Below are 21,077 nucleotides of genomic sequence, written 5' to 3'. Positions count from 1 at the left end.
CGGCGGCACTGCGGCCAGTAGCGCAGGATCGCCCGCTAACCCGTTCCCCTTCCGTTCGTTTTCCCCTATCAGGCGCCAATGGAGCCGCCGCCCCGGAAAATCATCCACGTCGACATGGACGCGTTCTTCGCGTCGGTCGAACAACGCGACGATCCGTCGTTGCGCGGAAAGCCGATAGCGGTGGGGTCGTCCGCCGCGCGCGGGGTGGTGGCGGCGGCGAGTTACGAGGCGCGTGTGTTCGGCGTTCGCTCCGCCCTGCCCTCGGTGACCGCAGCGCGGCGCTGCCCCGACCTGATCTTCGTCCCGCCGCGATTCGACGTGTACAAACAGGTGTCGCGGCAGATCCAGGCGATCTTCCAGGACTATACCCCGCTCGTCCAGCCGCTGTCGCTCGACGAGGCGTATCTCGACGTGACCGCCAACCTGCAGGGGCTGCCGACCGCCTGGGCGACCGCCAAGGCGATCCGCGCGCGCATCCTTGCGGAAACCGGGCTGACCGCCTCGGCCGGCATTTCGTACAACAAGTTCCTCGCGAAACTGGCGTCCGACCAGCGCAAGCCGAACGGCCAGTTCGCGGTGACGCCCGACATGGGAGCGTCGTGGGTCGAGACGCTGCCGGTCGCGCGCTTCCACGGCGTCGGCCCGGTGACCGCCAAGAAGATGCACAGCCTGGGCATCACCACCGGCGCGGACCTGCGCGCCAAATCGCTGAAATTCCTGCGCGCGCATTTCGGCAATGCCGCCGATTGGTATCACGCGATCGCGCGCGGCGAGGACCATCGCCCGGTCGACCCCGACCGCATCCGCAAGTCGTCGGGCTCGGAGACGACGTTCAATCGCGACCTGTTCGATCCGGTCGAGATCGAGGCGGGCGTGCAGCAGATGGCGGACGACGTCTGGGGCTGGTGCGCGAAGGCGCAGGCGTACGGCCGGACGGCGACGGTCAAGGTCAAATACGCCGACTTCCAGCAGATCACCCGCAGCCGAACCTATCCGACGGCGATCGACACCGAGGCAAAGCTGCGCGCCGCGAGTCGCGAGTTGATCCGGACCGTGCTGCCCCCGATCAAGGGGATCCGGCTGGTCGGTGTCACGGTCTCGACGTTCGACCCATTGGCGGAAGGGACCGTCGCGCTGCCGCTGTTCGACGCCGACGGTCCCTGAGCGCGCTCAGAACAGCCAGTTGCTCCATTGGGCGACCGCAACCCAGTCGTTGTTGCGGCGCTGGAACGCGTAGGTCGTTCCCCAATGCTCGATGTTGATCGTCACATAGCCCATCGTGTCCGACCACACCGGATCCGAGATGACGTATTTGAGATAGCATTTTTGCGAAAGGCGCACGAGCGGCCACCAACGGGCATCGACCCTCGGCACGCCGAACCCACCACCCAGATCGACCGTCTTGCTCTGCCCCGTCCGCGACAGGACCATCGCCGCGCTGTTCAGCCGCTGCTGGTCGAGAAAGCCGAGCGCCGGCGTTGCGTTGACCGGGTCGGGGATGTGCGCTGGCTTGTCGACGATCGTATCCTGGTAGATCTGCCGCGCGGTCAGTGCCGCGTTCGATCGCAGCGGCGTTACGACGTGCCAGGCGAGCGGACGGCGCGACGGCGGTGGTGCCACCGACATGGTCGCGAAGATCGCCAGCGGCTTGCCGTTGGTACGATTGTCGACACAGATCGTGTTGCCATCATCGGTCAGGATTTTCAGCGTCGCGCGAACGAGTTTTTGCGAATCGTCGAAAGGCGGCTGCGGCGTTCGCGCGCATCCACCGATCGCCAGCACCGCGGCCATTGCCAACATCGCCCGCTGCATCCGGCTCCCCCGTCGTTGAACCCGCTCAGTCACAGATCGATCGCCGCATTCTTGATACTCCCTTCGGCTGAAACACGCCGTTTATTGCCTCCAACGTAAAGACTTAAAAGCATTCTCCAGACGGGCGAAGCCGTCCCGCAGCAGGATTCGATGCCATCAAAACTGTCGCAATCGTCTTGCAGATTGCCTATAGGGTAAGAATGGCTGTGCAGGTATCCGAATTTAACCGCGGCGAAAACAAGGCTCGCTCGCTGATCGTGGGGGCGCTTTCCGCCACGTTGTTGCTTGCCGCCCTGTTCCCGCAGAACACGCGCGCGGTGTTCATCACCGACGGCGGACTGCCCGGGGCCAAGGCCTTCACCGCAACGCTCGGCACGACGGGTCCGGGACAACGCAGCAGCTATCTGTCCGGCATCGCCGCACCGCGCGGTCCGCTGGACCGGCGCTCCGCTACGACCCCGGCCGCCTACGGTCCCGCGCGTCGCGCCGATACGCCGGCGGTAGCCTTTACACGCGGGGTTCCGCCGACGGCGCCGGTCGGGACCGGCCCTGTCGAAGTCGCCGCCAACACCGTCTCCCCGCCCGGGCGCGATGCGCTCGTCGACGCCGGTCTGGGAACGCCCGCGTCGGGCACCGCCCAACCGTTCACGCCCGCCATTTCCCAGCCCGTCGCGGGAGCGTCTGGCTTCAGTGGGGCAAATCCGGGAACCGGAACGCCCGGAACGACGACGCCGGGGACGACCACCCCTGGAACGACGACACCGGGCACGACCACGCCCGGAACGCCGACGCCGGTGTCCGCCGTGCCGGAGCCTTCCACCTGGGCGATGCTGCTCGGTGGCTTCCTGATGGTCGGTTGCGCATTGCGGTTGCGCCGACGGGGCGTCCGCGGCTTTGGCGAGAGCGTCGGCGAAGCCTGAGCGCTACCGGGTCAGTTGAGTTCGAGCGCGTTTCCGGAAATCGTGACCGGGCCAAGGCGCGAGAGCAGGTCCTGTCCCAGCAACGACACGCGCAATCCCCGCCGCACGACCGCCGCGTCGACACCGGCAACCGTATGCCCGGCAAGGGCAACCTGATCCAGCGTGACGCGATCGATGGCGGACGGCCCGGCCGCCGTCTCCATCACCGCATGCCGTGATGCCACCGTGTCGGTGGCGCCGACGCGCATGGCATCCCCTGGCGTCAGGACGACCATGGTCGCGCCGGTATCGACCAGGAACCGCACCTTGACGCCGTTCACGCGCGCGGTGACGTAAAACAGCCCGTCGGTGGCGCGCGTGAAGCGCCGCCGCATCGTCGGCGGCGCGTCCGAATCTTCCGGCACCGTCCGCATGGCGACGATCCGGGCGGTCTGTGCCGACGCCGTGACCGACTCACCCGATGGCGCATGCGCGCTGAGCGAAAGCCCGGCGAAGGCCAGTAATCCGACCAGGCCGGGAGTCGCCAAGAGAGCTTTGACCGCGAACATGCCGCTGCAATGCCCCACCGGGCATAAACAGCGGGTGCGCGGGTCTGGTTAGCGCGGCCTTAAGCGTCCGCGGCACCCGTCTCCAGCAGGTCGCGTTCCCGCACGATCAGACGACGCCGCCGGAACCACTGGACCAGCGCCCCGATGCCGATCAGCAGGCCTGCCACCCCGAATTCCGACGCCCACACCCAATAGGGCCAGCGCATCGTCTTCAGCGACCGGAACAGGACATAATGGTCCGGCGCAACGCGGAAGCCGGCATAACGGTACAGCCGGAACAGTTCGCCCGGCAGGGCATTGCGCACCAATATCCCCTGTCGCGCGCTTTCGGTCGCGTTCTGCGCGGTTCCGTCGGTTGCCGACAGTTCGATGAAGTACCGGATATCGGACGGGTCGGCACCGACATCGACCATCGGCGCGAACCGCACGTTGCGCCGCGCCAGCCACAGATCCTCATCGAACGCGGACGTCCGCGTGTACAGGACGTTGCCGCGCAATTCGGTGAAGCCCTCTGCCGGAACGGCGGGAACGGTCGTGCTCGCGGTGATCCGTTGCAGCGGGCGTTGCACGCTCGGCAGCATCAGCACCATGATCACGGCGATCAGCGCCGCCACGAAACAGCCGCCGGCAATGAACAGCAGGACATTCAGAAACCGTGTCGCCTCGAGGATCGCACGGCTGAGGTTGTTGCGCACCGGCAGCACATCCGTCGCGGGGACTGCCGCACTGGAGGCCGCCGCGGACTTGCGGCGCCGTCGCGTGAACAGGAAGGGCAGCGGGGCGAGGATCAGAACGAACAGCAGAAACGTCAGCAGCGGATGATAGACGCCGAATTCGTTGAACTGCCACTCGGCGAGCAGCGCCACCACGCCACGATAGGTACCGGCCTGCCAGGTGAAGAATGCCACCACCAGGATGATCCAGAGCGGCAACAGCACCCGCGACGGATGCCGACGCACCGAATGGAACCGTACGCGCATGCTACTTCCTACTCACACAACTACAACTGCTTAATATCAGGTTCATAAAGAGGATCACGCCGGTGTCAAAACACGATCGCGCGCCCAGCGCGCCTGGCATGTCCGAGTTCAGGAATGGTCGATCGGGACCCTCCGGTCGCCGCGGCGTTGCCGCACGATCGCAACCCCTGCAAAGCGCCTGCAACGAGAATTGGTCCATAGTGCGACCGCCCCATCAGCCCGATTTCGGAACAGGGCTTAGCGTTTTATCGAATATTTTCCAAAAGGTTAGAAAGTCGACATGTATTTCCTAGCCAAAACAGCGGCGTGATCCCCGGTGTAGCGCGGCTCGTCTTAACAAATACTCGCAACCACCACCGTAAAACTGTCCGTCATCCGAATGTATGAGACGATTCGGACCCGAACGCTTCACGTCGTCGTCGATTTACGACGTCCCGGAGCCCGACCGGCCTGCCTGACGCCTCCGGGTCTACGAGAGCTTGCGGATCGTCTCGTCGAGTGCGGCAACCCGTATCCCGAACTTGCGCACGACGAGGTGGTTCTGAACCACTTTGCCGCCGGGCTGGAGGTACATCCACTGCTGCACGTCGAAGCCGCCCTTCAGCCGGAACCGGACATGGAAACGGTTGCCCGCCACATCGCCGCGCACCGGACCGATCGCATCGGTCAACCGGCCATCGAACTTCCCGCCCCCGACGGCGTGCAATGTCCATTGGCGATCCCGCGGTGGCTTGCCTTCGACCACGACATGCTGCGCAAGAACGATCGTGTCGGGCGCGGTGAGCGTACCCGTCCCCTGCACATGCGTCGCCTTGTGCCGGGACGCGATCCGGTGGAACACGCCCTCCCCCTCGGTCCGCCCCGCGAAAAAGGCGGTGGGGGAAAATTCCGGCGTCGCGGCGTCCGCCAACGCCGGAACGAGAGCGGAACCGCTCAGGAGCGCGATGATCCCGTATCCGTAGCGCATCCTCAGCCCTTATGCCGCGGTCGCCGGGGCGGGCGTGTCCGCGACGATCCGCACGGGGACGGACTTGCTGGCCGGTGTCTTGGAAAGTTCGTCATGATGGCTGACCGGGACCAGCACGTTGCACTCGGGATAATAACCCGCCAGCGTCCCGCGCGGAATCTTGTACGCGGTCAGCGTGAGGTTGCCGAGCTGGCGGTCCTGCCCGTCGTCGACATCGGTGATCAACCGGATCTTCTGGCCATCCGACAGGCCGGCCTCGGCGATATCGTCGGGGTTCATCAGCAAGACGTCGCGAGTCCCCTCGATCCCGCGGAAGCGGTCCGAATAGCCGTAGATCGTCGTGTTGAACTGATCGTTCGACCGGAGCGTGATCAGCCGGAAACGGCCGGGCGCATCCTGGAAGCCGATCGAATTGAGTTCTCCGGGCGTGGTGAACACGGCCTTCCCCGATTCGGTCTTCCAGATCCGCTGGTGCGCGCCGTTGCCGCGGTAGAAGCCACCGGCCTGGTACATCCGCGCATTATAGTCGCGGAAATCGTCGGGATAGGTCTTCTCGATCAGGTCCCGGACGAGTCCGTAATCGGCGGTCCAGGCATCCCAATGGAGATGCTCGCTCGGTGGCAGCGTGGCCTTGGCGATCGCGGTGACGATCGCGAGTTCGCTCATGACCTTGTCGGACACCGGCGTGCGGTGCCCGATCGATGCGCTGATCATCGAGAAGCTGTCTTCGCTGGTGATCGTCTGCGCGCCGCCCGCCTGCTCGTCTTCCTCGAACCGGCCGAGGCACGGCAGGATATAGGCGAGCTTGCCCGGGAAGAGATGGCTGCGGTTGAGCTTGGTCGAGACCATCACGGTCAGGTCCTGCCCGGCCCAGGCCTGCTCCATGCGCTTCTGGTCGGGCACCGCCCGCACGAGATTCCCGCCGAGCGAGATGAACGCGCGCACCTTGCCCGCGAATAGCGCCTCGGTCGCCTCGACGATGTTCATGCCGTCCTCGGTCGGCGGGTCGAAGTGATACAGTGCCTTCAGCCTGTCGACGGGGATGAGGTGGATCTTCTCGGCGATGCCGACGGTCCGCTGCCCCTGGACGTTGCTGTGCCCGCGCACCGGGCAGCACCCTGCTCCGGGACGCCCTATATTACCGCGCAAGAGCAAAAGGTTGACGAGCATCGCGATGTTCAGCGCCCCGTGCGTGTGCTGGGTCAGGCCCATCCCGTACACGCCAATGACGTTCTTGGCCGCAATGTAGACGTTGCCCGCATCGCGCAGCGCGGCTTCCGTCAGCCCGCTTTCCTGCTCGATCTCCGCCCAGGTGACGGCACGGCACTTCTCCAGGAAGGAATCGAACCCGGTGGTGTGCTGCGCGATGAACGCATGATCGATCACCTGCGCCTTGCCGGCGGCCTTGGCGGCGTCGTCGGCCTCGACCACGACCTTGCACATGCCGAGCATCGCCGCGATGTCGCCGCCTGCCTTCAACTGGTGATACTGGTCGGAGATCTTGGTCTCCTTCCCGGTCAGCATCGCCGCCGGGCTTTGCGGGTCGACGAAGGACACGAGGCCCTGTTCCACGATCGGGTTGAAGGTGACGATCTTCGCGCCACGATCCTTCGCGTCCTTCAGCGGATGAAGAAAGCGCGGGCTGTTCGTCCCCGGGTTCTGCCCGAAGAAGAAGAAGGCGTCCGCCTCCGCCAGATCGTCCCACACGATCGTGCCGACGGGCGACCCGATCACCTTGGTCAGTCCGACCGAGGTCGTCTCGTGGCACATGTTCGAGCTTTGGGGCAGGTTGTTCGTGCCATAAACCCGGGCGAGCAACGCGTAGAGATACGATGCCTCGAGCCCGGCATGGCCCGACGCGTAAAAGACCGCGCTGTCGGGATCGAGCGGCTTGAGCACCCGGGCGATGCCGGCGAAGGCTTCGTCCCAGGTGGTTTCGACATAGCGGTCGGTCGCCGCGTCGTAGCGCATCGGATGCGTCAGCCGCCCGGTCTTTTCGAGATCATGGTCGCGCCAGCTGCGCAACTCGGTGACGCTGTGACCGTCTTTGTCCCAGAACGCCGGCGTACAGCGCGCGCTGGTCGATTCCCACAGCGTCGCCTTCGCGCCATTCTCGCAGAATTCGAAGGCCGAATAATTGACCGGCTTGGGCCAGGCGCAGGACGCGCACATCACGCCCTTTGGCTTGTTCAGCTTGCCCAGGCTCGAAAGCGCGGCCGGGCTGGCCCAGGTTTCGCCGAAAATCTGCGCAATGCCCTTGAGCGACCCCCATCCTCCCGCCGGACCCGGCGAATGTGGCAAGTCCTTCGGCAAGTTCGAAAGATCCGACGGCGCTTGCGACAGGTCCTTGTCCGACATGATCAATCCTATTCCCTCTCGCCCCATGGTCCGGGGCCCAGTGTCGAAGCGTGCGGGGAACGGCTAGGTTCCCGCTTGCGGATGGCATCCGCAATTTAACGCTGCTTCCACCGGTCCGCGCCGTGCGTTAGGCGAGGCAATGCCCGATATTGAACCTCCTCCCCGGTTGGAGACGATCTCCATCGATGGCCACCGCGCACCCGCCGCGCGGGGGATCGCGCAGGAAGTCGCGGTCGCGATCGAACTCGACGGTGTCGGGTTTGCCGTGATGATGGCGACTCCGCACGACCTGGAAGACTTCGTGACAGGCCTGCTGCTGGCCGAAAGCGAGATCGGCACGGCGGGCGACCTGGCAAGTATCGACGTAGCGCCGGTTGATGTGGGCGTGATCGTCCGGGCCGATCGACGGCGACCCGATCCGGTCGCGGTCCTCGAGCGGATGCGCCCCCGCACCACCGATTCGGCCTGCGGTCTCTGTGGCCGCGACAGCCTCGACCGCGCGCTCGCCCCGCTGCCGCATGTTACCACGCACTCGCGCGCGGATGCGGCCGCGCTGTTCACGGCGGCGGCCACCCTGCGCGACCATCAGCCGCTGAACCGGGCAACCGGTGCGGTGCATGCCGCTGCACTGGCGGCGCATGACGGGACGATCCTGCTGGTGCGCGAAGATGTCGGCCGCCACAACGCCTTCGACAAGCTGATCGGCGCGATGGCGCGGCAGGGGCTCGGCTGGGACGGCGGCTTTGCACTGCTCAGTTCGCGATGCTCGTTCGAGCTCGTCGACAAGGCGGCGCGCGCCGACTGCCCGTTGCTCGCGACGATTTCGGCGCCGACGTCGCTCGCGCTCCAACGCGCGGCCGGAGCCGGGCTGACGCTGGCGACGCTGGTGCGGCAGGACAGCCTGACCTTGCAGCTTTGCCCGGCGTCGGCACCCGGGTTGATCGCATGACGATCCTCGGCGTCGTTCTGGCAGGCGGCGAGTCGCGCCGTTTCGGCAGCGACAAGTTGGCGGCACGGCTCGGCGAACGCACCCTGCTCGATCATGCGATCGACTGGCTTCGCCCGCGCACCGATGCCGTGGCCGTATGCGGACGTACCCTTGCGGGGATCGCGTCGCTCGCCGATCGCCCGGCTGCCGGCCTTGGTCCGCTCGGCGGGCTCGCGGCGGCGCTGCACTATGCCGGGACGCAGGGTCACGACATGGTGCTGTCGATCCCGGGCGATACGCCTGACCTGCCCGAAGATCTGTTCCCGCGCCTGCTCGCGCTCGGGGCCCCCGTCTTCGTCCGGGGTTGCCCGGTCATCGGCTTATGGCCAGCCAGCGCCGCGGCGGCATTGGCGGCGCGGCTGGCGCACGACGACGATCGCTCGATGCGGGGGTGGGCGCGCACCATCGATGCGCAGGTGCTGACGCTGCCCGCCCCCATCGCGAACGTGAACTTCCCCGCGGATCTCGCCGCGCTGGGCGACGGCAAACCCTGACGATCCGCGCGGATCGCCCGGAGCTTCGATCCGGGATGCTCAGAACCGCAGCGTCGGCACCATCGTCCCGGCAGACAGGGCATCGCCATGCGCCGGGCGCACGACCAGACGGTCCGCTGCCGCCAGCATCATCTCGCCGGATCCGTCGCGACGGTCGAGCAGACGTACGCCCCCGGCCTCGGCCGCCGCGCACAGGAACGATTCCCGGGCGCCGTTCGCCGGGACCGGCGCGATCAATGGGAGCATCTCCCAGGCAAGCATCGCGGCAGCAGGGTCCCCGCCGAGATGCCCGATCAGCGGCGCCAACAGCAGGCGCGCAAGCGTCATTGCGGCCGTCGGATTGCCGGGTAATCCCAGAACGTGTGCCGATCCGATCCGTCCATACCAGCTCGGCCGGCCGGGCCGGATCGCCAGCCCGTCGAAGATCAGGTCGAGGCCGAGCGGGCGCAGTGCCTGCTGCGCGGCATCGCGGGCACCATGCGCTGCGCCGCCGGCGAGCACGATCACGTCGACGCCACCCCGCATAGCGTCCACCGCCGTGACGAGCGCCGCGGGATCCTCCCCGATGCGCACCGCACCGCCGGCTTGGGCGCCACATCCGGCCGTCAACAGCGCCAGCGCCCCGCCGAGGCTGTCGGGGATCGCGCCATCGCGCTCCGCTGCCAGTCCAGGCGCGACCAGCAAGTCGCCCCGGACCATCACGCCGACCCGTGCCACGCGACGGACCGCCACCGTTTCGACATCTGCGGCAGCGGCGGCCACCAACGCGCGCGGATCGATCCGGCGGCCGGCGGCAAGCGTGATATCGCCAACCCGGAAATCCGATCCCCGCAACCGGATGTGCGGCCGTCCGTCTGGTTCCGCACAAGACACCCATGTGCCGGCCACCGTCGCCCGCTCGATCGGCACGATTCGTTCCGCTCCCTCGGGCAGCGTGGCTCCGGTGGCGATTCGCACGGCCTCGCCCGATGCCAGCCGACGGTCGGCCGCGATCGGGCCGGCGACGATCCGCCAGCGCAGGCCATTCTCCGCATCGGCACGCGCGAGCGCGAATCCGTCCATCGCCGCGGCGTCGCGGCGCGGAAAGTCCGTCCGCGCGCGAACCGGCGCCACGAGCATGCGCCCGCCCGCCGCCGCCAGCGGAACATGTTCGGCACCGAGCGGAATGGCCTCATGGGCGATGCGGCGGATCGCCTCCGCCAGCGTAGGCAGCAGCGCTGGTGCGGACATGACGGCGGGAGGATCGCGGGGCGGCATCGCCGCGCTATAGCCCCGGTTCATCGCTCCGGCGAGCATGGCGCACAACACCCGCTGCGCCGGCTTCGGACGGTTCACCCCCCATTAACGGGTTTTTGTCATGATTAGAGCCTAATACGCGACTTCACTCCAATCGTACGACCTTATGATGCCAGATTGGGGAATTCGCACATGCAATATGGCCTTCGTTCGGCTACACTACGCCTTGTCGCGGGACATTTCGCCCCTGCAAAGCGTGCGCGTAAACGATCGTTAGTCCCCAGGAATTTGCTGGAATGAACAACCCGTAGGGCCGCAAGATCGCTGTTGAAGTTACCAGATTGACCGATTATTCGAAGAGCCCGCATGCCTCAAAAGCTGTGCGTGGCGCTGAAGAATCTGCGCGAAAACAAGCAGTTCGCGCAGACTCTCGTACCGACCACGCCATGCTTGCACCGGAGTCTGCCTTAGACATGCTGCAAAAAGCAGACGGCGAAACAGAATTTCAACGCCTGCATGCCGGGGCGAAGCCAATGTCGAAGCAGGGGCGCCGGTTCCAGCTGTATGCGCTGCTGGCGCTGTTCGACGCGGTCGCGATCCTGCTGGCGTTCCTCGCCGCCGGGCTGCTGCGTCCCGAAATGACGTTCGGTGCCAACGGCCTGCGGCTGGCTTTGCTGATCACGCCGATCTATCTGCTCGTCGCGATCAACGGCAACGCCTTTGGCTATCAGGTGCTGGTCAATTGGAAGCGCGGGCTGGCCAAGGCGATCGGGGCGCTCACCTTTGCGATGGCCGCGGTGCTGTTCGTCGCCTTCTTCTCGCGCGCATCGCTCGAGTTTTCGCGGCTGGTGTTCGGCACCGGCGCGGCTGCGGCGATCGCGTTGGTGGCGGTGGGACGCTATGGCTTCAACGCTCTCGTCAAGCGGACGCTCGGCTCGGTCCTCCGTACGGAGTTGATCATCCTCGACAATTGCGAATTGCCACCGCTTGGCGACGCCTGGGTGATCGATGCGGCGGCTTACGGGCTGCGCCCCAATCTGCGTGACCCCAACATGCTCGATCGGCTGGGCACGGCCGTAAGCGGCGCGGATTTCGTGCTGGTGTGCTGTGCCGTCGAGGATCGCGCGGCGTGGTCGCTGTTGCTCAAGGGGACCGATGTCCAGGGTTTCGTCCTGGCTCCCGAGTTCGACGAGGCGGGCGCCAACCGGATTATGCGCTACGAAGGCCAGAGCGTCATGCAGGTCGCCTCGGGACCGCTCGACGTGCGGAGTCGCGCGATCAAGCGCGCGATGGATCTGGCCGTCACCGTGCCCGCGATCATCGCCCTGTCGCCGCTGTTGCTGACGGTTGCGATGGCGATCAAGCTGGACAGCAAGGGACCGGTGCTGTTCCGCCAGCAGCGGCTGGGTCGCTCGAACCGGCTGTTCTCCGTCTTCAAGTTTCGCTCGATGCACGTCGAACATTGCGACGCGGAGGGCAACCGCTCGACCACCCGCAACGATCGGCGCGTCACCCGGGTGGGGGCGCTGATCCGCGCGGTCAGTATCGACGAGCTGCCTCAGCTGTTCAATGTCCTGCTGGGCGAAATGAGCCTGGTGGGTCCCCGTCCGCACGCGCTCGGATCGCTTGCCGGCAAGGAACGCTTCTGGGAAGTCGACCAGCGCTATTGGCATCGCCACGCGCTAAAGCCGGGCATCACCGGGCTCGCCCAGGTCCGCGGGTTGCGCGGCGAAACGCGGGAGCGCGATGATCTCGTCAAGCGACTGCAGGCCGATCTCGAATATCTCAACGACTGGTCGCTGGGGCGCGACATCGCGATCCTGCTGGCGACGTTCCGGGTCATCGTCCATGACAAGGCCTATTGACGGGGCGCATCGCCGGCTCGTTTGCGCAATCACCGGCTCAAAAAATTGCCGATGTATTCATCGCGGTTATGAGGCTATTTACCGCAAGCAGCGTAGCTAGGCGAATTCGGCATACGTCCTCTTCGCGCGGGCAAGCGCGAAGATCGGGAGGGAAAAACTTGGAAACGCTTTATGATTGGCTCACGCTCGCAATCTTCGCAGGATTGATCATCCTGTTTTTGCAGCGCTCAACTGCCGAGACCCCAAGCGACCGCATGATCCAGTACGCGCCCCCCGCGATTGGATGCGCAGTCGCCAACTATCTCGGGAATCACGATCAGCACGCGGTGGCGATCGTCGCGATCGTCGCGATCGTCGCGTATATCTGGTTCGTCCTCAAGCCGTTGCAGCACACATGACGGCACGGTCGCCCCGACCCCGCCGATGATTCCCAACGCCATGACCTAACCGACTGAATTCGGTTTCTTTTATCCCGTTCGCGTCAAGGTACCGTGCAATGTTGACCACGATGTCTCCCCCTGGAATGGCCGTGACCCGTCCGCGTCAGTGGACGCCGGCGCTGGTGTTCCTGATCGTCGCGACGCTGGCGTTTCTGATCCCAACGATGCTGGACGTCGCCCGCGAGAGCTGGGGGACGGAACAGGGCGCGCACGGACCATTGGTCCTCGCGACCGGGCTGTGGTTGATTGCGCGCGAGCGGCACCGAATCGCGGCGGTCGCGCGCCCGGGGTCGGCAGTGCTGAGCTTCGGGCTGATGATCCCGCTGGTCATCCTGTTCGCCCTCGCGCGTATCACGTCGATCATCGAAATCGAGTCGATCGTGATGTACCTGAGCCTTGTCGTCGTGTTCTACGCGCTGTGCGGCGGCGCGGCGGTACGCGCGGTATGGTTCCCGCTCGTCTATCTGCTGTTCGTGTTTCCGCCGCCCGACACGCTGTTCGCGGCGATCACGCAACCGCTCAAGATCGCGATTTCGCAGTGGTCGGTCGATATCCTGCACGTGCTGGGGTACCCGGTCGCGGGATCGGGCGTCACGATCCAGATCGGCCAGTACGAAATGCTGGTCGCCGCAGCCTGCGCTGGCCTGAACTCCCTGATCAGCCTGACCGCGCTGGGTCTGTTCTACACCTATTTGCGGCATAGCTCGAACTGGCGGTACATGCTGTTGCTGGTGGCGTGCATCATCCCGATCGCCGTGCTCGCCAACCTTGTCCGCGTTCTGATGCTGCTGCTGATCACCTATCACTTCGGCGAAGCGGCCGGTCAGGGATTCTTCCACGAACTCGCGGGCATGACGATGTTCGTGACCGCGCTCCTCGGCATTTTCGTGATCGACTGGGTCTTCACGCCACTGCGTCAACGCTGGGCCCCGACAGGACAGACTCTATGACTGACGCCATCGTTACCCCCCGCGCGTCGAGCCCCCTGAGTGGCCCGGGCGCGTCGCGTCGCCAGCTGTTGGTCGGCGCGACGCTTCTCGCCGCGGCGGGCGCAGCCTATGCCTTCACGCCGCGCACGGTGATCCGCACGCTGGGAACGAGCAAGCTGGACGCGCTGGTGCCGCATGCGTTCGGTGGCTGGCGCTTCCAAGCGAGCAGCGGCCTGGTGCTGCCCCCGGCGGACCAGCTGCGCGACCGGATCTACAGCCAACTCCTGACGCGGGTCTACAGTCACAGCGACGGCAGCTCGATGATGCTGCTGATCGCCTATTCGGGGTCACAGGACGGGACGATCCAGGTTCATCGCCCCGAAGTCTGCTATCCGGCGAGCGGGTTCCACCTGTCCACCGTCGAGGATCGCAGCGTCCAGCTGGCGCCGAAGGTCGACGTGCCATCGCGCTACATCGTCGCGGAAACCGAGTTGCGCACCGAACAAATGATCTACTGGACCCGCCTGGGACACCTGTTCCCGCGCAAATGGTCCGAACAGAAGCTTGCGGTCGTCGAGGAAAACCTGCGCGGCCTGATCCCGGACGGGGTTTTGGTCCGCATCTCCACGCTTGGCCAAGCCGACGCGCGGCCCAGCCTCGATGCGTTCGCCAAGGCACTGTTCGGCGCGGTAGGGCCGCAAATGAAGTCCGTCCTTATCGGTCCGGCCTGACGCCGGACCTTCCACTACCGACGCGATGATTCACCAAAGGGGTAAGAAAATGACGAGCAAGAAAACCATGCTGATGACGGGCGCGAGTGCGTTGCTCCTGCTCGTTGCGGGCTGCGAGAAGAAGGTCGGCGGTCAGGTCGTCGCGGTCGTCAACGGCGAGGAAGTCACGCAGCAGGAGGTCAACGCCGAGCTGCAAGGGGCCAACATTCCGCCGACAGCCGACAAGAAGGCGATCATGGCGCAGGTCGTGCAGCAGATCGTCGACCGCAAGCTGCTGGTGCAAAAGGCCAAGGCGGACGGGCTCGACAAGTCGCCCAGCTATCTGGACCAGCTGCGCCGTGGCGAAGACGCGCTGATCATCAATCTGTTGACGACCAAGGCCGCCAAGAGCGTTTCGCTCCCCGATGCTGCTGCGGTTGACAAGTTCATCGCGGACAACCCGACGCTGTTCAGCGGACGCAAGCGCTACGCGCTCGACCAGATCTCCTTCGCGCAGCCGAGCGATCAGACCGTGCTCCGTCAGCTCGAGCCGGCCCATTCGCTCGAGGCGGTCGCGGCCACGCTGTCCGCAGCCGGGATCCAGTTCACGCGCGGGACGAGCACGCTCGACACCGCGATGCTGCCCCCTCCGATCGCCGCAAAGATCGCCGCGCTCCCCGCGGGCGAGCCGTTCGTCGCGCCCGACAAGGGTCGCATCATCGCCAGCGTGATCACCTCGACCACGCCCGCGCCGACGCCCGAAGCCCAGGCACGCCCGGCAGCGCTCGAGTTGCTGCGTCGCCAGGCACTCGGCAATGCAATGCAGAAGCAGCTCGAGGCGGCGCGCGCGAGCGCCAAGATCACGTATCAGCCGGGCTTCTCGCCACCCAAGACGCCTACGCCGGTCGCTCCGGCAACCGCGCCCTGATCCTCGGGGGGACGCGCTGACCCACGGGTCAGCGCGTCAACGGATCGTTTGAAAGATGAAAGCTTGCGAGGACCGCCTTCGCGCGCGGGCTGATCTGCGATGCGCGAACCATGTCGCGCAACACCGTTCCAGCCTCGTCCCGGCGTCCACTTGCAATCAGCATCGTGGCCAGTCGCGCTGCGGCGCGGCTCGAATCCGGTGAGACGCGTAACGCCTCGCGCATATTGCTTTCCGCCAGCGCCGGCTGATTCTGCGCCAGCAGAATGTCGGTCAGCGCCAGTCGCGCGGTGATATTGGCGACGTCGTCGCTGACCAGCTGGCGCCCGTCGGAAAGCGCGCCCTCGAAATTGCGGGTTGCGGCGCGGAGCCGGGCGCGGGTCAGCAGCGCGCGGGGCTGCGAAGGGTCCGTGTCGAGGATCTGTTGCGTCCGCGACAGCGCATCCTGCGCGCGCCCCTTCAGCCCGACCGCAAAGGCGTAGGTCGCCTTGGCATTCGAATTGCCGGGATCCGGCGCCGTTCCGGGCAGATCCGTTCCCAAGACCTGCAGCGCCAGATCGGGCTGGCCCGTTTCGTTGGCAAATTGCGCGAATGTCGCCTTCGTCTCCAGCGCGGCATCCGAGCCGCCAAGCAGGATCTGCTGCGCGGTCAGCGCGTCCCGCCCTTCGTCCAGCCACATTTCGAGAATCGTCGATGCAATCGCGATGTCCTTGGGGTGTTGCCGGAACACCGCGCGGACGATCGTGAACGCGCGGTCCGGTTGCCCGGTCTGGTACAGCCAGTCGGCGAAATCGAGCTGCATGCGCGAATCCGTCGGATTACGCTCCGCAAGGCGAGCGAGCGTCCGCTGATATCCATCGCTGTTGGCGCTTCGCTGATACAGGTCGCGCAGGAAAACGAGGCGCGAGGTCGGATCGCTTCCAGGCACCAGCGATTCCTCGATCAACTTGGCGGCAGCGGCATTGTCGCCGCGATAGGCCAGGGCCTGGCCTTTCAGGATCAACGCACCGATGTCCGTGGCATTGGCCGCAAGCACCCGCTCTGCGAACACCAGGGCGTTCTTCGAATCCCCGCGTTGCAGCGCGGCGCCACCCTTCATCGTCAGCGGCAGCGAATCGTTCGGATTGATCACCAGCAACTGGTCCGCATAGCGGTCGACCTTGTCCGGTTGGCGGACATTCAGCCCGAGCTGGCACAATTGGCGCAGCGCTTCGAGATTGCCACGATCGAGCTGGTAGACGTTTTCATAGGCTTCGAACGCCTTCGTCGGGTCCTTCATCGCCATCGCAACGCGCGCAAGCGTGAGCCAATAGTCGCTGACGTCGTCGCGGAAGCCGATGGCGGTCTGGATATTCTGCCGCGCGCGCTGAAGATCACCCTGCTGCAGGAACGCATCCGCCTTGGCGGCGGCGGCGGCGGCGCGCTCGTCTTTCGATGCGCAGCCCCCTGCCCCGCCCACCACGAGAACCGACGCGGCCAATGCCGCTGCCAACCGGACGAACGAAGATTTCATTGGGTCACGCAATCCGATGACGCGATAGGATGAGACGGACGGACCGTGCCGGGCGGCGACATGCCTTGTCAATGTCTTCATCTGGGATCGCTGGAACGCCTATAGCGTCGCCGACCCTCATATATAGGGCGCCGTGAAGGATGCTTTAACCTAGCATCCGATACGGCAGATGCGCTAGGAACCGCAAAACCGAGTAACAGGGAAATGACTATGGTATTGTCGGTACGGGCTGCGCGGTGCTGTGCGGCGATGGGTCTTCTGGCGCTTGCGACACCGGTCGTGGCGCAATCCGCGTCGAACGCCCCGGCACAGTTGCGCGCGTATCGCATCAACCCCGGCGATGAGCTGGAAATCTACGTGTGGGGCGAGGAGCGCCTCCAGCGCGAGGTCAAGGTCCTTCCGGACGGCACCTTCTCCTTCCCGCTGGTTGGTCAGGTCGATGCGCTGAACAAGCTGCCGAGCGATATCGAAGCGCTCGTGTCGAAGGGCCTTCGCTCGCAATATCGGGACGCCGTTCCGCAAGTTACGGTCTCGGTCAAGGCGCCGGTCGGCCTGCAGTTCAGCGTTGCGGGGAAGGTCAAGACGGCCGGGGCGTTCACCGCCGGTCGGTACGTCAACGTGCTCGAGGCCCTCGTCATGGCGGGTGGCCCGGCAGATTTCGCCGACGTCGGCAATGTCGCGATCCTGCGCAAATCGGGAACCGGCCTGAATGTCATCAAGGTTCGCCTGACCGACATTCTCAAGGGCAACCCAAGCGGGCGTGATCTTGCTGGCCTGCCGCAGCTGGAAAGCGGCGACACGGTGATCGTACCGTGAAGGCGGCCCGTTATGTCGCGCTGTGCGCGGTCACGATGGCGGTTCCCGCCTTTGCGCAGACGAGCGAAAAACGACTGAGCGCGGATGTGTCGAGCACGCTCGGCTATTCCAACAATCCGTTCGCGACCACGGGGTCCAATACGGGCGCCGGGTTCGTGCAGGTCGACATCCGGCCACAGTTGCGCATTCTCCGCCAGAACAGCACGCTGACGATCAACGCCGATGCGAACGTCCAGCAGTATTTCAGCCGGTATACCCGATCCGACAACTATTCGGGCGGCGTCGACTACAGCTTCATTCCGGCCGAACACGTCCAGGCGCACTTGAACGCCGGGATCGACAGCTCGCTGGTGGGATCGACCAACGACCTGGCGAACCGGTTCGTGACGGTCAATCCGATCGGGTCCGGAGCGGCAACGGGCACCGGCACCGGTACCGGTACCGTCGGGGTGAGCCCGATCAGTTCCACGCCGATCACGACGGGAACCGATATCGCCCTGTTCGGCATCGGCGCGCGTCGTCGGACCATCAACGGCGGCGGTGACGTTTCGGCGACCTTGTCCGCCCGTGACGTCGTGACGGCCAGCGCCTTCATCGTTAATTCGCGCTATTCGCAAACGGGGGCGACCAACAGCCCCTTGAATCCGACCGGCGATTACACCGGCTATGGCGGCACGATCGGCTATAGCCGGCAGGTCACCGCCAATATCCAGGCCGGCCTGCAGGGATCGGTTTCACGGTACGATTATGTGACCCCGGGCGCCAACACCAACGTCTATTCGATCCAGGCGACCACGACCGGGCGCATCAACGAATATTGGACGGTCAACGGCGCGCTCGGCATCTCGTTCGTCAACCGTCAGGTCGGTGGGAACCAGACGTCGCTGTCGGGCAACCTGTCGCTTTGCCGTCGCGGCATCCGCGTCGTCTATTGCCTGAGCGCCAATCGCGCGGTCCTGCCGACCGGGATCGCCGGTACGCAGGTCTCGACCTCGGCGGGGGGCAGCTACTCCTATCGCCTGACCGAACACAGCAATATCAATGCCTCGGCGGACTATAGCCGGAACAGCACCCCCGGCGGGCTGAACGGAACGGTCAACCCGGTCGGCTTCGGCATCGGCAACGAATATCTGCGTACGACGGTCGGCTATGACCGCCAGATCCGGCAGCGGCTGCGGTTGATCGCCTCGGCCAACTATCGCCAGATCTTCGGCGCCAATCTCAACCGCCCGAGTGACTTCGGCGGACAAATCGGCGTGGCGTATCGCCTCGGGGATATTCGATGAATGACGAACTCGACCTGGTCCAGAACCAGGAATCGGATGCCTCTTCGAACTTCATCGGAACCCTCCCCGTCATCCTGTGGGAGCGGCGCTGGCTGATCATCATTCCGTTCGTGATCCTGAGCATCGCCGGAATCGCGGCTGCGTTCCTGTTGCCACGGTCCTACCGGTCCAGCGCAACGCTGCTGGTCGAGTCGCAGAACCTGCCGACCGACACGACCGCGTCGGGCCCCGGCGACACGGTCATCGACCGTCGCATGGCGAAGATCCGCCAGCAGATCCTCAGTCGCCCCGATCTGGTCGGGCTGATCCAGGCGAACAATCTGTACGACGCATCGGCACGGCGCGAGCCGTTGTCGAAGCTGGTCGACAGGATGCGCAACGCGACCAACATCGCCGCGGTCGATGCCGATATCGCGCGCGGCGGCGGCAATGCCGGGTCGATCGCATTCGCGCTGACCTTCGACTATCCGAGCGCCCCGCAGGCGCAGCTGGTGGCACAGACCTTCGTCGACCGGCTGCTCAAGCTCGACGCCTCGGAAACCCAGGCACAGGCGCAGACCAACGCGCGCTTCCTGGAGGACCAGGAAGCCAATCTGCAGGCGCAGGTCAACGCGATCGAGACGCAGATCAACCGCATCACGGGCCAGAACGGTGCGGCGCTCGCCGCGTCGAACATGGGCATGACGGTGATGACTGGCGGTGGCGACTATGACGGCCAGATCGCCACGCTCGAGCGCCAGAATGCCGATCTGCAGGCGCAGACCGGCAAGCCTGCGGTCGGCCGGGATCCCAACGTCATTGCCGCCGAGGCACAGCTTGCCGCTGCACGTGCGCAATATTCCGACGATCATCCCGACGTGAAGCTCGCCGAGAGCCGCCTCGCCGCGGCCAAGACGACCGCGGCCGCCTTCCAGACCAACAGCGTCTCGTCGGTCGTCCAGCGCCAGATCGCTGCCAACAACGCCGCCATCGGCCAGTTGCGCAACGCCAAGTCGGCGGAGCGCGGTCGCGCCGCCACCATGGCGGCGGCGCAGGCCCGCGGCCCGGTGATCGCGCAGCAGGTCGCGCAGTTGCAGTCCCGCGCCGACGTGCTTCGTGCCAATCTCGGCCGGGTCCAGACCAGCCTGCTCAACGCGCGCTCGGTGGTCAAGATTTCGGACGAGCAGCGCGGTGAGCGGCTGACGCTGATCGATCCGCCGGTCACGCCCGACACGCCGACCCAGCCGAACCGCCCGATGCTGATCCTCGGCGGGATCTTCGGCGGCCTTGCCGTCGGGGTTGCGCTCGCGTTGCTGATCGAACTGATCGCGCGGCCGATCCGCAGCGTGGCCACGCTGACCCGCCTGACCGGCGTGCCACCGCTTGCCGTGATTCCGGTGATTTCGAAGAAGAAGGCTCGTCGCCGCTCGGGTTCCCCCAAGGCCGCAGCTTAACCAGCGCCTTACCTCTTTCGACCTAAGGTATCCCAATGCCAAGTTCCTGGAACACCTCGATCAACGACGCGCCAGCGCCGGACCTGGTGCTGTCGCCCGACAGCATCGCCGAACCGCTCGATCGGTTCGATTCGCCACGCCGTGGCGTGTTCGGCTTCAACAGCCGCGATCGTCGCTCGCGCCCGTTCAACCTGTTGCGCTCACAGATCGTCAAGATCATGCAGGCGAACCAGTGGAAGGTGATCGGCATTACATCGGCCACGCCGCGCGTCGGCAAGTCGTTCATGGCAGCGAACCTCGCGGCATCGCTGTCGCGCATTCCCGGCACGCATACCCTGTTGTTCGATCTCGATCTGCGCCGTGGCTCGATCGCGGAGATCTTCGAAATTCCCGAAGGCGTTGGCATCAACACCTTCCTTGCCGGCGAAGTCGATTCGCTCGACGCTGCGTCCCGCGAGATTACCGGCACCGGACTGACGGTATTCCCGTCCTTCCCGACCGATCACAGTTCAGCCGAATTGCTGGCAGGCGAGCGTCTGCGCACGCTGGTCCAGGCCATGCGCAAGCTGCCCGACGACGTGATCTGCATCTGCGACCTTCCGCCCGCCTTCGCCAACGACGATGCGGCAATCGTCCTGCGCGAGATCGATGCGTATCTGATGATCGTCGAAGAGGGCAAGACTACCGCGCGCCAGGTCAAGGATACCCTTGAAATCCTGCGTCCGGCGCCGTGCATGGGAACCGTCCTGAACCGCTACAAGGGCGGCATCGGTGGTGACGATTATGGTTTCGGATACGGCACGCAGCGCTATTACGACGCCTATTATTCCTGATCGCACCGGCTGATCACGGACTCG

Annotated in this window: 20 protein-coding genes; 13 read left to right on the top strand and 7 right to left on the bottom strand. The window is 65.5% G+C overall.

Going from position 1 to position 21,077, the window contains the following annotated elements; genetic code table 11:
- The first annotated feature begins 78 nt into the window (after positions 1–78).
- Entirely contained in the window at positions 79–1,164 is a 1,086-nt protein-coding gene (gene dinB / locus L8K25_RS12680) for a DNA polymerase IV (protein WP_242139358.1), read from the top strand.
- 6 nt (positions 1,165–1,170) lie between these two features.
- On the opposite strand, the gene L8K25_RS12675 is transcribed toward dinB, so the two are convergent.
- Positions 1,171–1,800, bottom strand: coding sequence for a hypothetical protein (locus tag L8K25_RS12675; RefSeq protein ID WP_242139357.1), 630 nt, complete (start codon positions 1,798–1,800; stop codon positions 1,171–1,173).
- A 212-nt stretch (positions 1,801–2,012) separates the two neighbouring features.
- Between L8K25_RS12675 and L8K25_RS12670 the strand changes: the two genes are divergently transcribed.
- Positions 2,013–2,732 (top strand): PEPxxWA-CTERM sorting domain-containing protein, encoded by a 720-nt coding sequence (locus tag L8K25_RS12670; protein ID WP_242139356.1) that lies wholly within the window; start codon positions 2,013–2,015, stop codon positions 2,730–2,732.
- A gap of 11 nt (positions 2,733–2,743) precedes the next feature.
- Here L8K25_RS12670 and L8K25_RS12665 read toward each other — a convergent pair whose 3' ends face one another.
- The 4 genes from L8K25_RS12665 to L8K25_RS12650 all read right to left on the bottom strand — a co-directional run bounded on the left by L8K25_RS12665 (position 2,744) and on the right by L8K25_RS12650 (position 7,585).
- Positions 2,744–3,280, bottom strand: coding sequence for a TIGR02281 family clan AA aspartic protease (locus L8K25_RS12665; RefSeq protein ID WP_242139355.1), 537 nt, complete (start codon positions 3,278–3,280; stop codon positions 2,744–2,746).
- Between the two features lie 59 nt (positions 3,281–3,339).
- Positions 3,340–4,260 (bottom strand): hypothetical protein, encoded by a 921-nt coding sequence (locus tag L8K25_RS12660; protein WP_242139354.1) that lies wholly within the window; start codon positions 4,258–4,260, stop codon positions 3,340–3,342.
- A gap of 469 nt (positions 4,261–4,729) precedes the next feature.
- The gene (locus tag L8K25_RS12655; protein ID WP_242139353.1) at positions 4,730–5,227 is read right to left on the bottom strand and encodes a DUF3833 family protein; all 498 of its coding nucleotides are present in this window, start codon (positions 5,225–5,227) and stop codon (positions 4,730–4,732) included.
- A 9-nt stretch (positions 5,228–5,236) separates the two neighbouring features.
- Entirely contained in the window at positions 5,237–7,585 is a 2,349-nt protein-coding gene (locus L8K25_RS12650) for an FdhF/YdeP family oxidoreductase (protein WP_242139352.1), read from the bottom strand.
- A gap of 139 nt (positions 7,586–7,724) precedes the next feature.
- Here L8K25_RS12650 and fdhD point away from each other — a divergent pair, with 139 nt between their 5' ends.
- Positions 7,725–8,534 carry a formate dehydrogenase accessory sulfurtransferase FdhD gene (fdhD, locus tag L8K25_RS12645; protein WP_242139351.1) on the top strand — a complete coding sequence of 270 codons (810 nt, stop codon included), beginning with the start codon at positions 7,725–7,727 and terminating at the stop codon, positions 8,532–8,534.
- Positions 8,531–9,067 carry a molybdenum cofactor guanylyltransferase gene (locus tag L8K25_RS12640; protein ID WP_242139350.1) on the top strand — a complete coding sequence of 179 codons (537 nt, stop codon included), beginning with the start codon at positions 8,531–8,533 and terminating at the stop codon, positions 9,065–9,067. The genes fdhD and L8K25_RS12640 overlap by 4 nt, the downstream gene beginning before the upstream one ends.
- Positions 9,068–9,106: 39 nt before the next feature.
- On the opposite strand, the gene L8K25_RS12635 is transcribed toward L8K25_RS12640, so the two are convergent.
- Positions 9,107–10,402 (bottom strand): molybdopterin molybdotransferase MoeA, encoded by a 1,296-nt coding sequence (locus L8K25_RS12635; RefSeq protein WP_242139349.1) that lies wholly within the window; start codon positions 10,400–10,402, stop codon positions 9,107–9,109.
- Positions 10,403–10,836: 434 nt separating this feature from the next.
- Between L8K25_RS12635 and L8K25_RS12630 the strand changes: the two genes are divergently transcribed.
- The 5 genes from L8K25_RS12630 (at position 10,837) to L8K25_RS12610 (ending at position 15,175) form a co-directional block, all read left to right on the top strand.
- On the top strand, positions 10,837–12,168 hold the full coding sequence (locus L8K25_RS12630) for a sugar transferase (RefSeq protein ID WP_242139348.1): 1,332 nt from the start codon (positions 10,837–10,839) through the stop codon (positions 12,166–12,168).
- A 158-nt stretch (positions 12,169–12,326) separates the two neighbouring features.
- Entirely contained in the window at positions 12,327–12,566 is a 240-nt protein-coding gene (locus L8K25_RS12625) for an XrtV sorting system accessory protein (RefSeq protein ID WP_242139347.1), read from the top strand.
- A gap of 125 nt (positions 12,567–12,691) precedes the next feature.
- Positions 12,692–13,558, top strand: coding sequence for an exosortase V (gene xrtV, locus L8K25_RS12620; protein WP_242139610.1), 867 nt, complete (start codon positions 12,692–12,694; stop codon positions 13,556–13,558).
- On the top strand, positions 13,555–14,268 hold the full coding sequence (gene epsI / locus L8K25_RS12615) for an exosortase-associated protein EpsI, V-type (RefSeq protein WP_242139346.1): 714 nt from the start codon (positions 13,555–13,557) through the stop codon (positions 14,266–14,268). Before xrtV ends, epsI begins: the two co-directional genes overlap by 4 nt.
- Before the next feature lie 49 nt (positions 14,269–14,317).
- On the top strand, positions 14,318–15,175 hold the full coding sequence (locus L8K25_RS12610) for a peptidyl-prolyl cis-trans isomerase (RefSeq protein ID WP_242139345.1): 858 nt from the start codon (positions 14,318–14,320) through the stop codon (positions 15,173–15,175).
- A gap of 28 nt (positions 15,176–15,203) precedes the next feature.
- On the opposite strand, the gene L8K25_RS12605 is transcribed toward L8K25_RS12610, so the two are convergent.
- The gene (locus L8K25_RS12605) at positions 15,204–16,685 is read right to left on the bottom strand and encodes a tetratricopeptide repeat protein (RefSeq protein ID WP_242139344.1); all 1,482 of its coding nucleotides are present in this window, start codon (positions 16,683–16,685) and stop codon (positions 15,204–15,206) included.
- Positions 16,686–16,889: 204 nt separating this feature from the next.
- Between L8K25_RS12605 and L8K25_RS12600 the strand changes: the two genes are divergently transcribed.
- From L8K25_RS12600 to L8K25_RS12585, 4 genes are read left to right on the top strand one after another with little or no spacing between them, the layout of a single operon-like run.
- On the top strand, positions 16,890–17,501 hold the full coding sequence (locus L8K25_RS12600) for a polysaccharide biosynthesis/export family protein (RefSeq protein ID WP_242139343.1): 612 nt from the start codon (positions 16,890–16,892) through the stop codon (positions 17,499–17,501).
- Positions 17,498–18,787: a hypothetical protein gene (locus tag L8K25_RS12595; RefSeq protein ID WP_242139342.1), complete on the top strand. Its 1,290-nt coding sequence runs from the start codon at positions 17,498–17,500 to the stop codon at positions 18,785–18,787. Before L8K25_RS12600 ends, L8K25_RS12595 begins: the two co-directional genes overlap by 4 nt.
- Entirely contained in the window at positions 18,784–20,220 is a 1,437-nt protein-coding gene (locus tag L8K25_RS12590; RefSeq protein ID WP_242139341.1) for a Wzz/FepE/Etk N-terminal domain-containing protein, read from the top strand. Before L8K25_RS12595 ends, L8K25_RS12590 begins: the two co-directional genes overlap by 4 nt.
- A gap of 35 nt (positions 20,221–20,255) precedes the next feature.
- Positions 20,256–21,053 (top strand): CpsD/CapB family tyrosine-protein kinase, encoded by a 798-nt coding sequence (locus L8K25_RS12585; RefSeq protein ID WP_242139340.1) that lies wholly within the window; start codon positions 20,256–20,258, stop codon positions 21,051–21,053.
- The last annotated feature ends 24 nt before the right edge of the window (positions 21,054–21,077 follow it).

The organism is Sphingomonas sp. TREG-RG-20F-R18-01 (assembly GCF_022662475.1).
Classification (GTDB): Bacteria; Pseudomonadota; Alphaproteobacteria; order Sphingomonadales; family Sphingomonadaceae; genus Sphingomonas.
Note: the sequence above shows the minus strand (reverse complement) of the source record. Positions and strands in the feature narration are given on the sequence as shown.

What these genes read in the sequence shown, in the direction of transcription:
- xrtV (WP_242139610.1), top strand. Translation starts at nt 12,692, where the DNA reads ATGGCCGTGACCCGTCCGCGTCAGTGGACGCCGGCGCTGGTGTTCCTG.
- L8K25_RS12660 (WP_242139354.1), bottom strand. Translation starts at nt 4,260, where the DNA reads ATGCGCGTACGGTTCCATTCGGTGCGTCGGCATCCGTCGCGGGTGCTG.
- fdhD (WP_242139351.1), top strand. Translation starts at nt 7,725, where the DNA reads ATGCCCGATATTGAACCTCCTCCCCGGTTGGAGACGATCTCCATCGAT.
- L8K25_RS12640 (WP_242139350.1), top strand. Translation starts at nt 8,531, where the DNA reads ATGACGATCCTCGGCGTCGTTCTGGCAGGCGGCGAGTCGCGCCGTTTC.
- L8K25_RS12630 (WP_242139348.1), top strand. Translation starts at nt 10,837, where the DNA reads ATGTCGAAGCAGGGGCGCCGGTTCCAGCTGTATGCGCTGCTGGCGCTG.
- L8K25_RS12650 (WP_242139352.1), bottom strand. Translation starts at nt 7,585, where the DNA reads ATGTCGGACAAGGACCTGTCGCAAGCGCCGTCGGATCTTTCGAACTTG.
- L8K25_RS12670 (WP_242139356.1), top strand. Translation starts at nt 2,013, where the DNA reads ATGGCTGTGCAGGTATCCGAATTTAACCGCGGCGAAAACAAGGCTCGC.
- L8K25_RS12600 (WP_242139343.1), top strand. Translation starts at nt 16,890, where the DNA reads ATGACTATGGTATTGTCGGTACGGGCTGCGCGGTGCTGTGCGGCGATG.
- L8K25_RS12610 (WP_242139345.1), top strand. Translation starts at nt 14,318, where the DNA reads ATGACGAGCAAGAAAACCATGCTGATGACGGGCGCGAGTGCGTTGCTC.
- L8K25_RS12590 (WP_242139341.1), top strand. Translation starts at nt 18,784, where the DNA reads ATGAATGACGAACTCGACCTGGTCCAGAACCAGGAATCGGATGCCTCT.
- epsI (WP_242139346.1), top strand. Translation starts at nt 13,555, where the DNA reads ATGACTGACGCCATCGTTACCCCCCGCGCGTCGAGCCCCCTGAGTGGC.
- L8K25_RS12605 (WP_242139344.1), bottom strand. Translation starts at nt 16,685, where the DNA reads ATGAAATCTTCGTTCGTCCGGTTGGCAGCGGCATTGGCCGCGTCGGTT.
- L8K25_RS12665 (WP_242139355.1), bottom strand. Translation starts at nt 3,280, where the DNA reads ATGTTCGCGGTCAAAGCTCTCTTGGCGACTCCCGGCCTGGTCGGATTA.
- dinB (WP_242139358.1), top strand. Translation starts at nt 79, where the DNA reads ATGGAGCCGCCGCCCCGGAAAATCATCCACGTCGACATGGACGCGTTC.
- L8K25_RS12675 (WP_242139357.1), bottom strand. Translation starts at nt 1,800, where the DNA reads ATGTTGGCAATGGCCGCGGTGCTGGCGATCGGTGGATGCGCGCGAACG.
- L8K25_RS12585 (WP_242139340.1), top strand. Translation starts at nt 20,256, where the DNA reads ATGCCAAGTTCCTGGAACACCTCGATCAACGACGCGCCAGCGCCGGAC.
- L8K25_RS12655 (WP_242139353.1), bottom strand. Translation starts at nt 5,227, where the DNA reads ATGCGCTACGGATACGGGATCATCGCGCTCCTGAGCGGTTCCGCTCTC.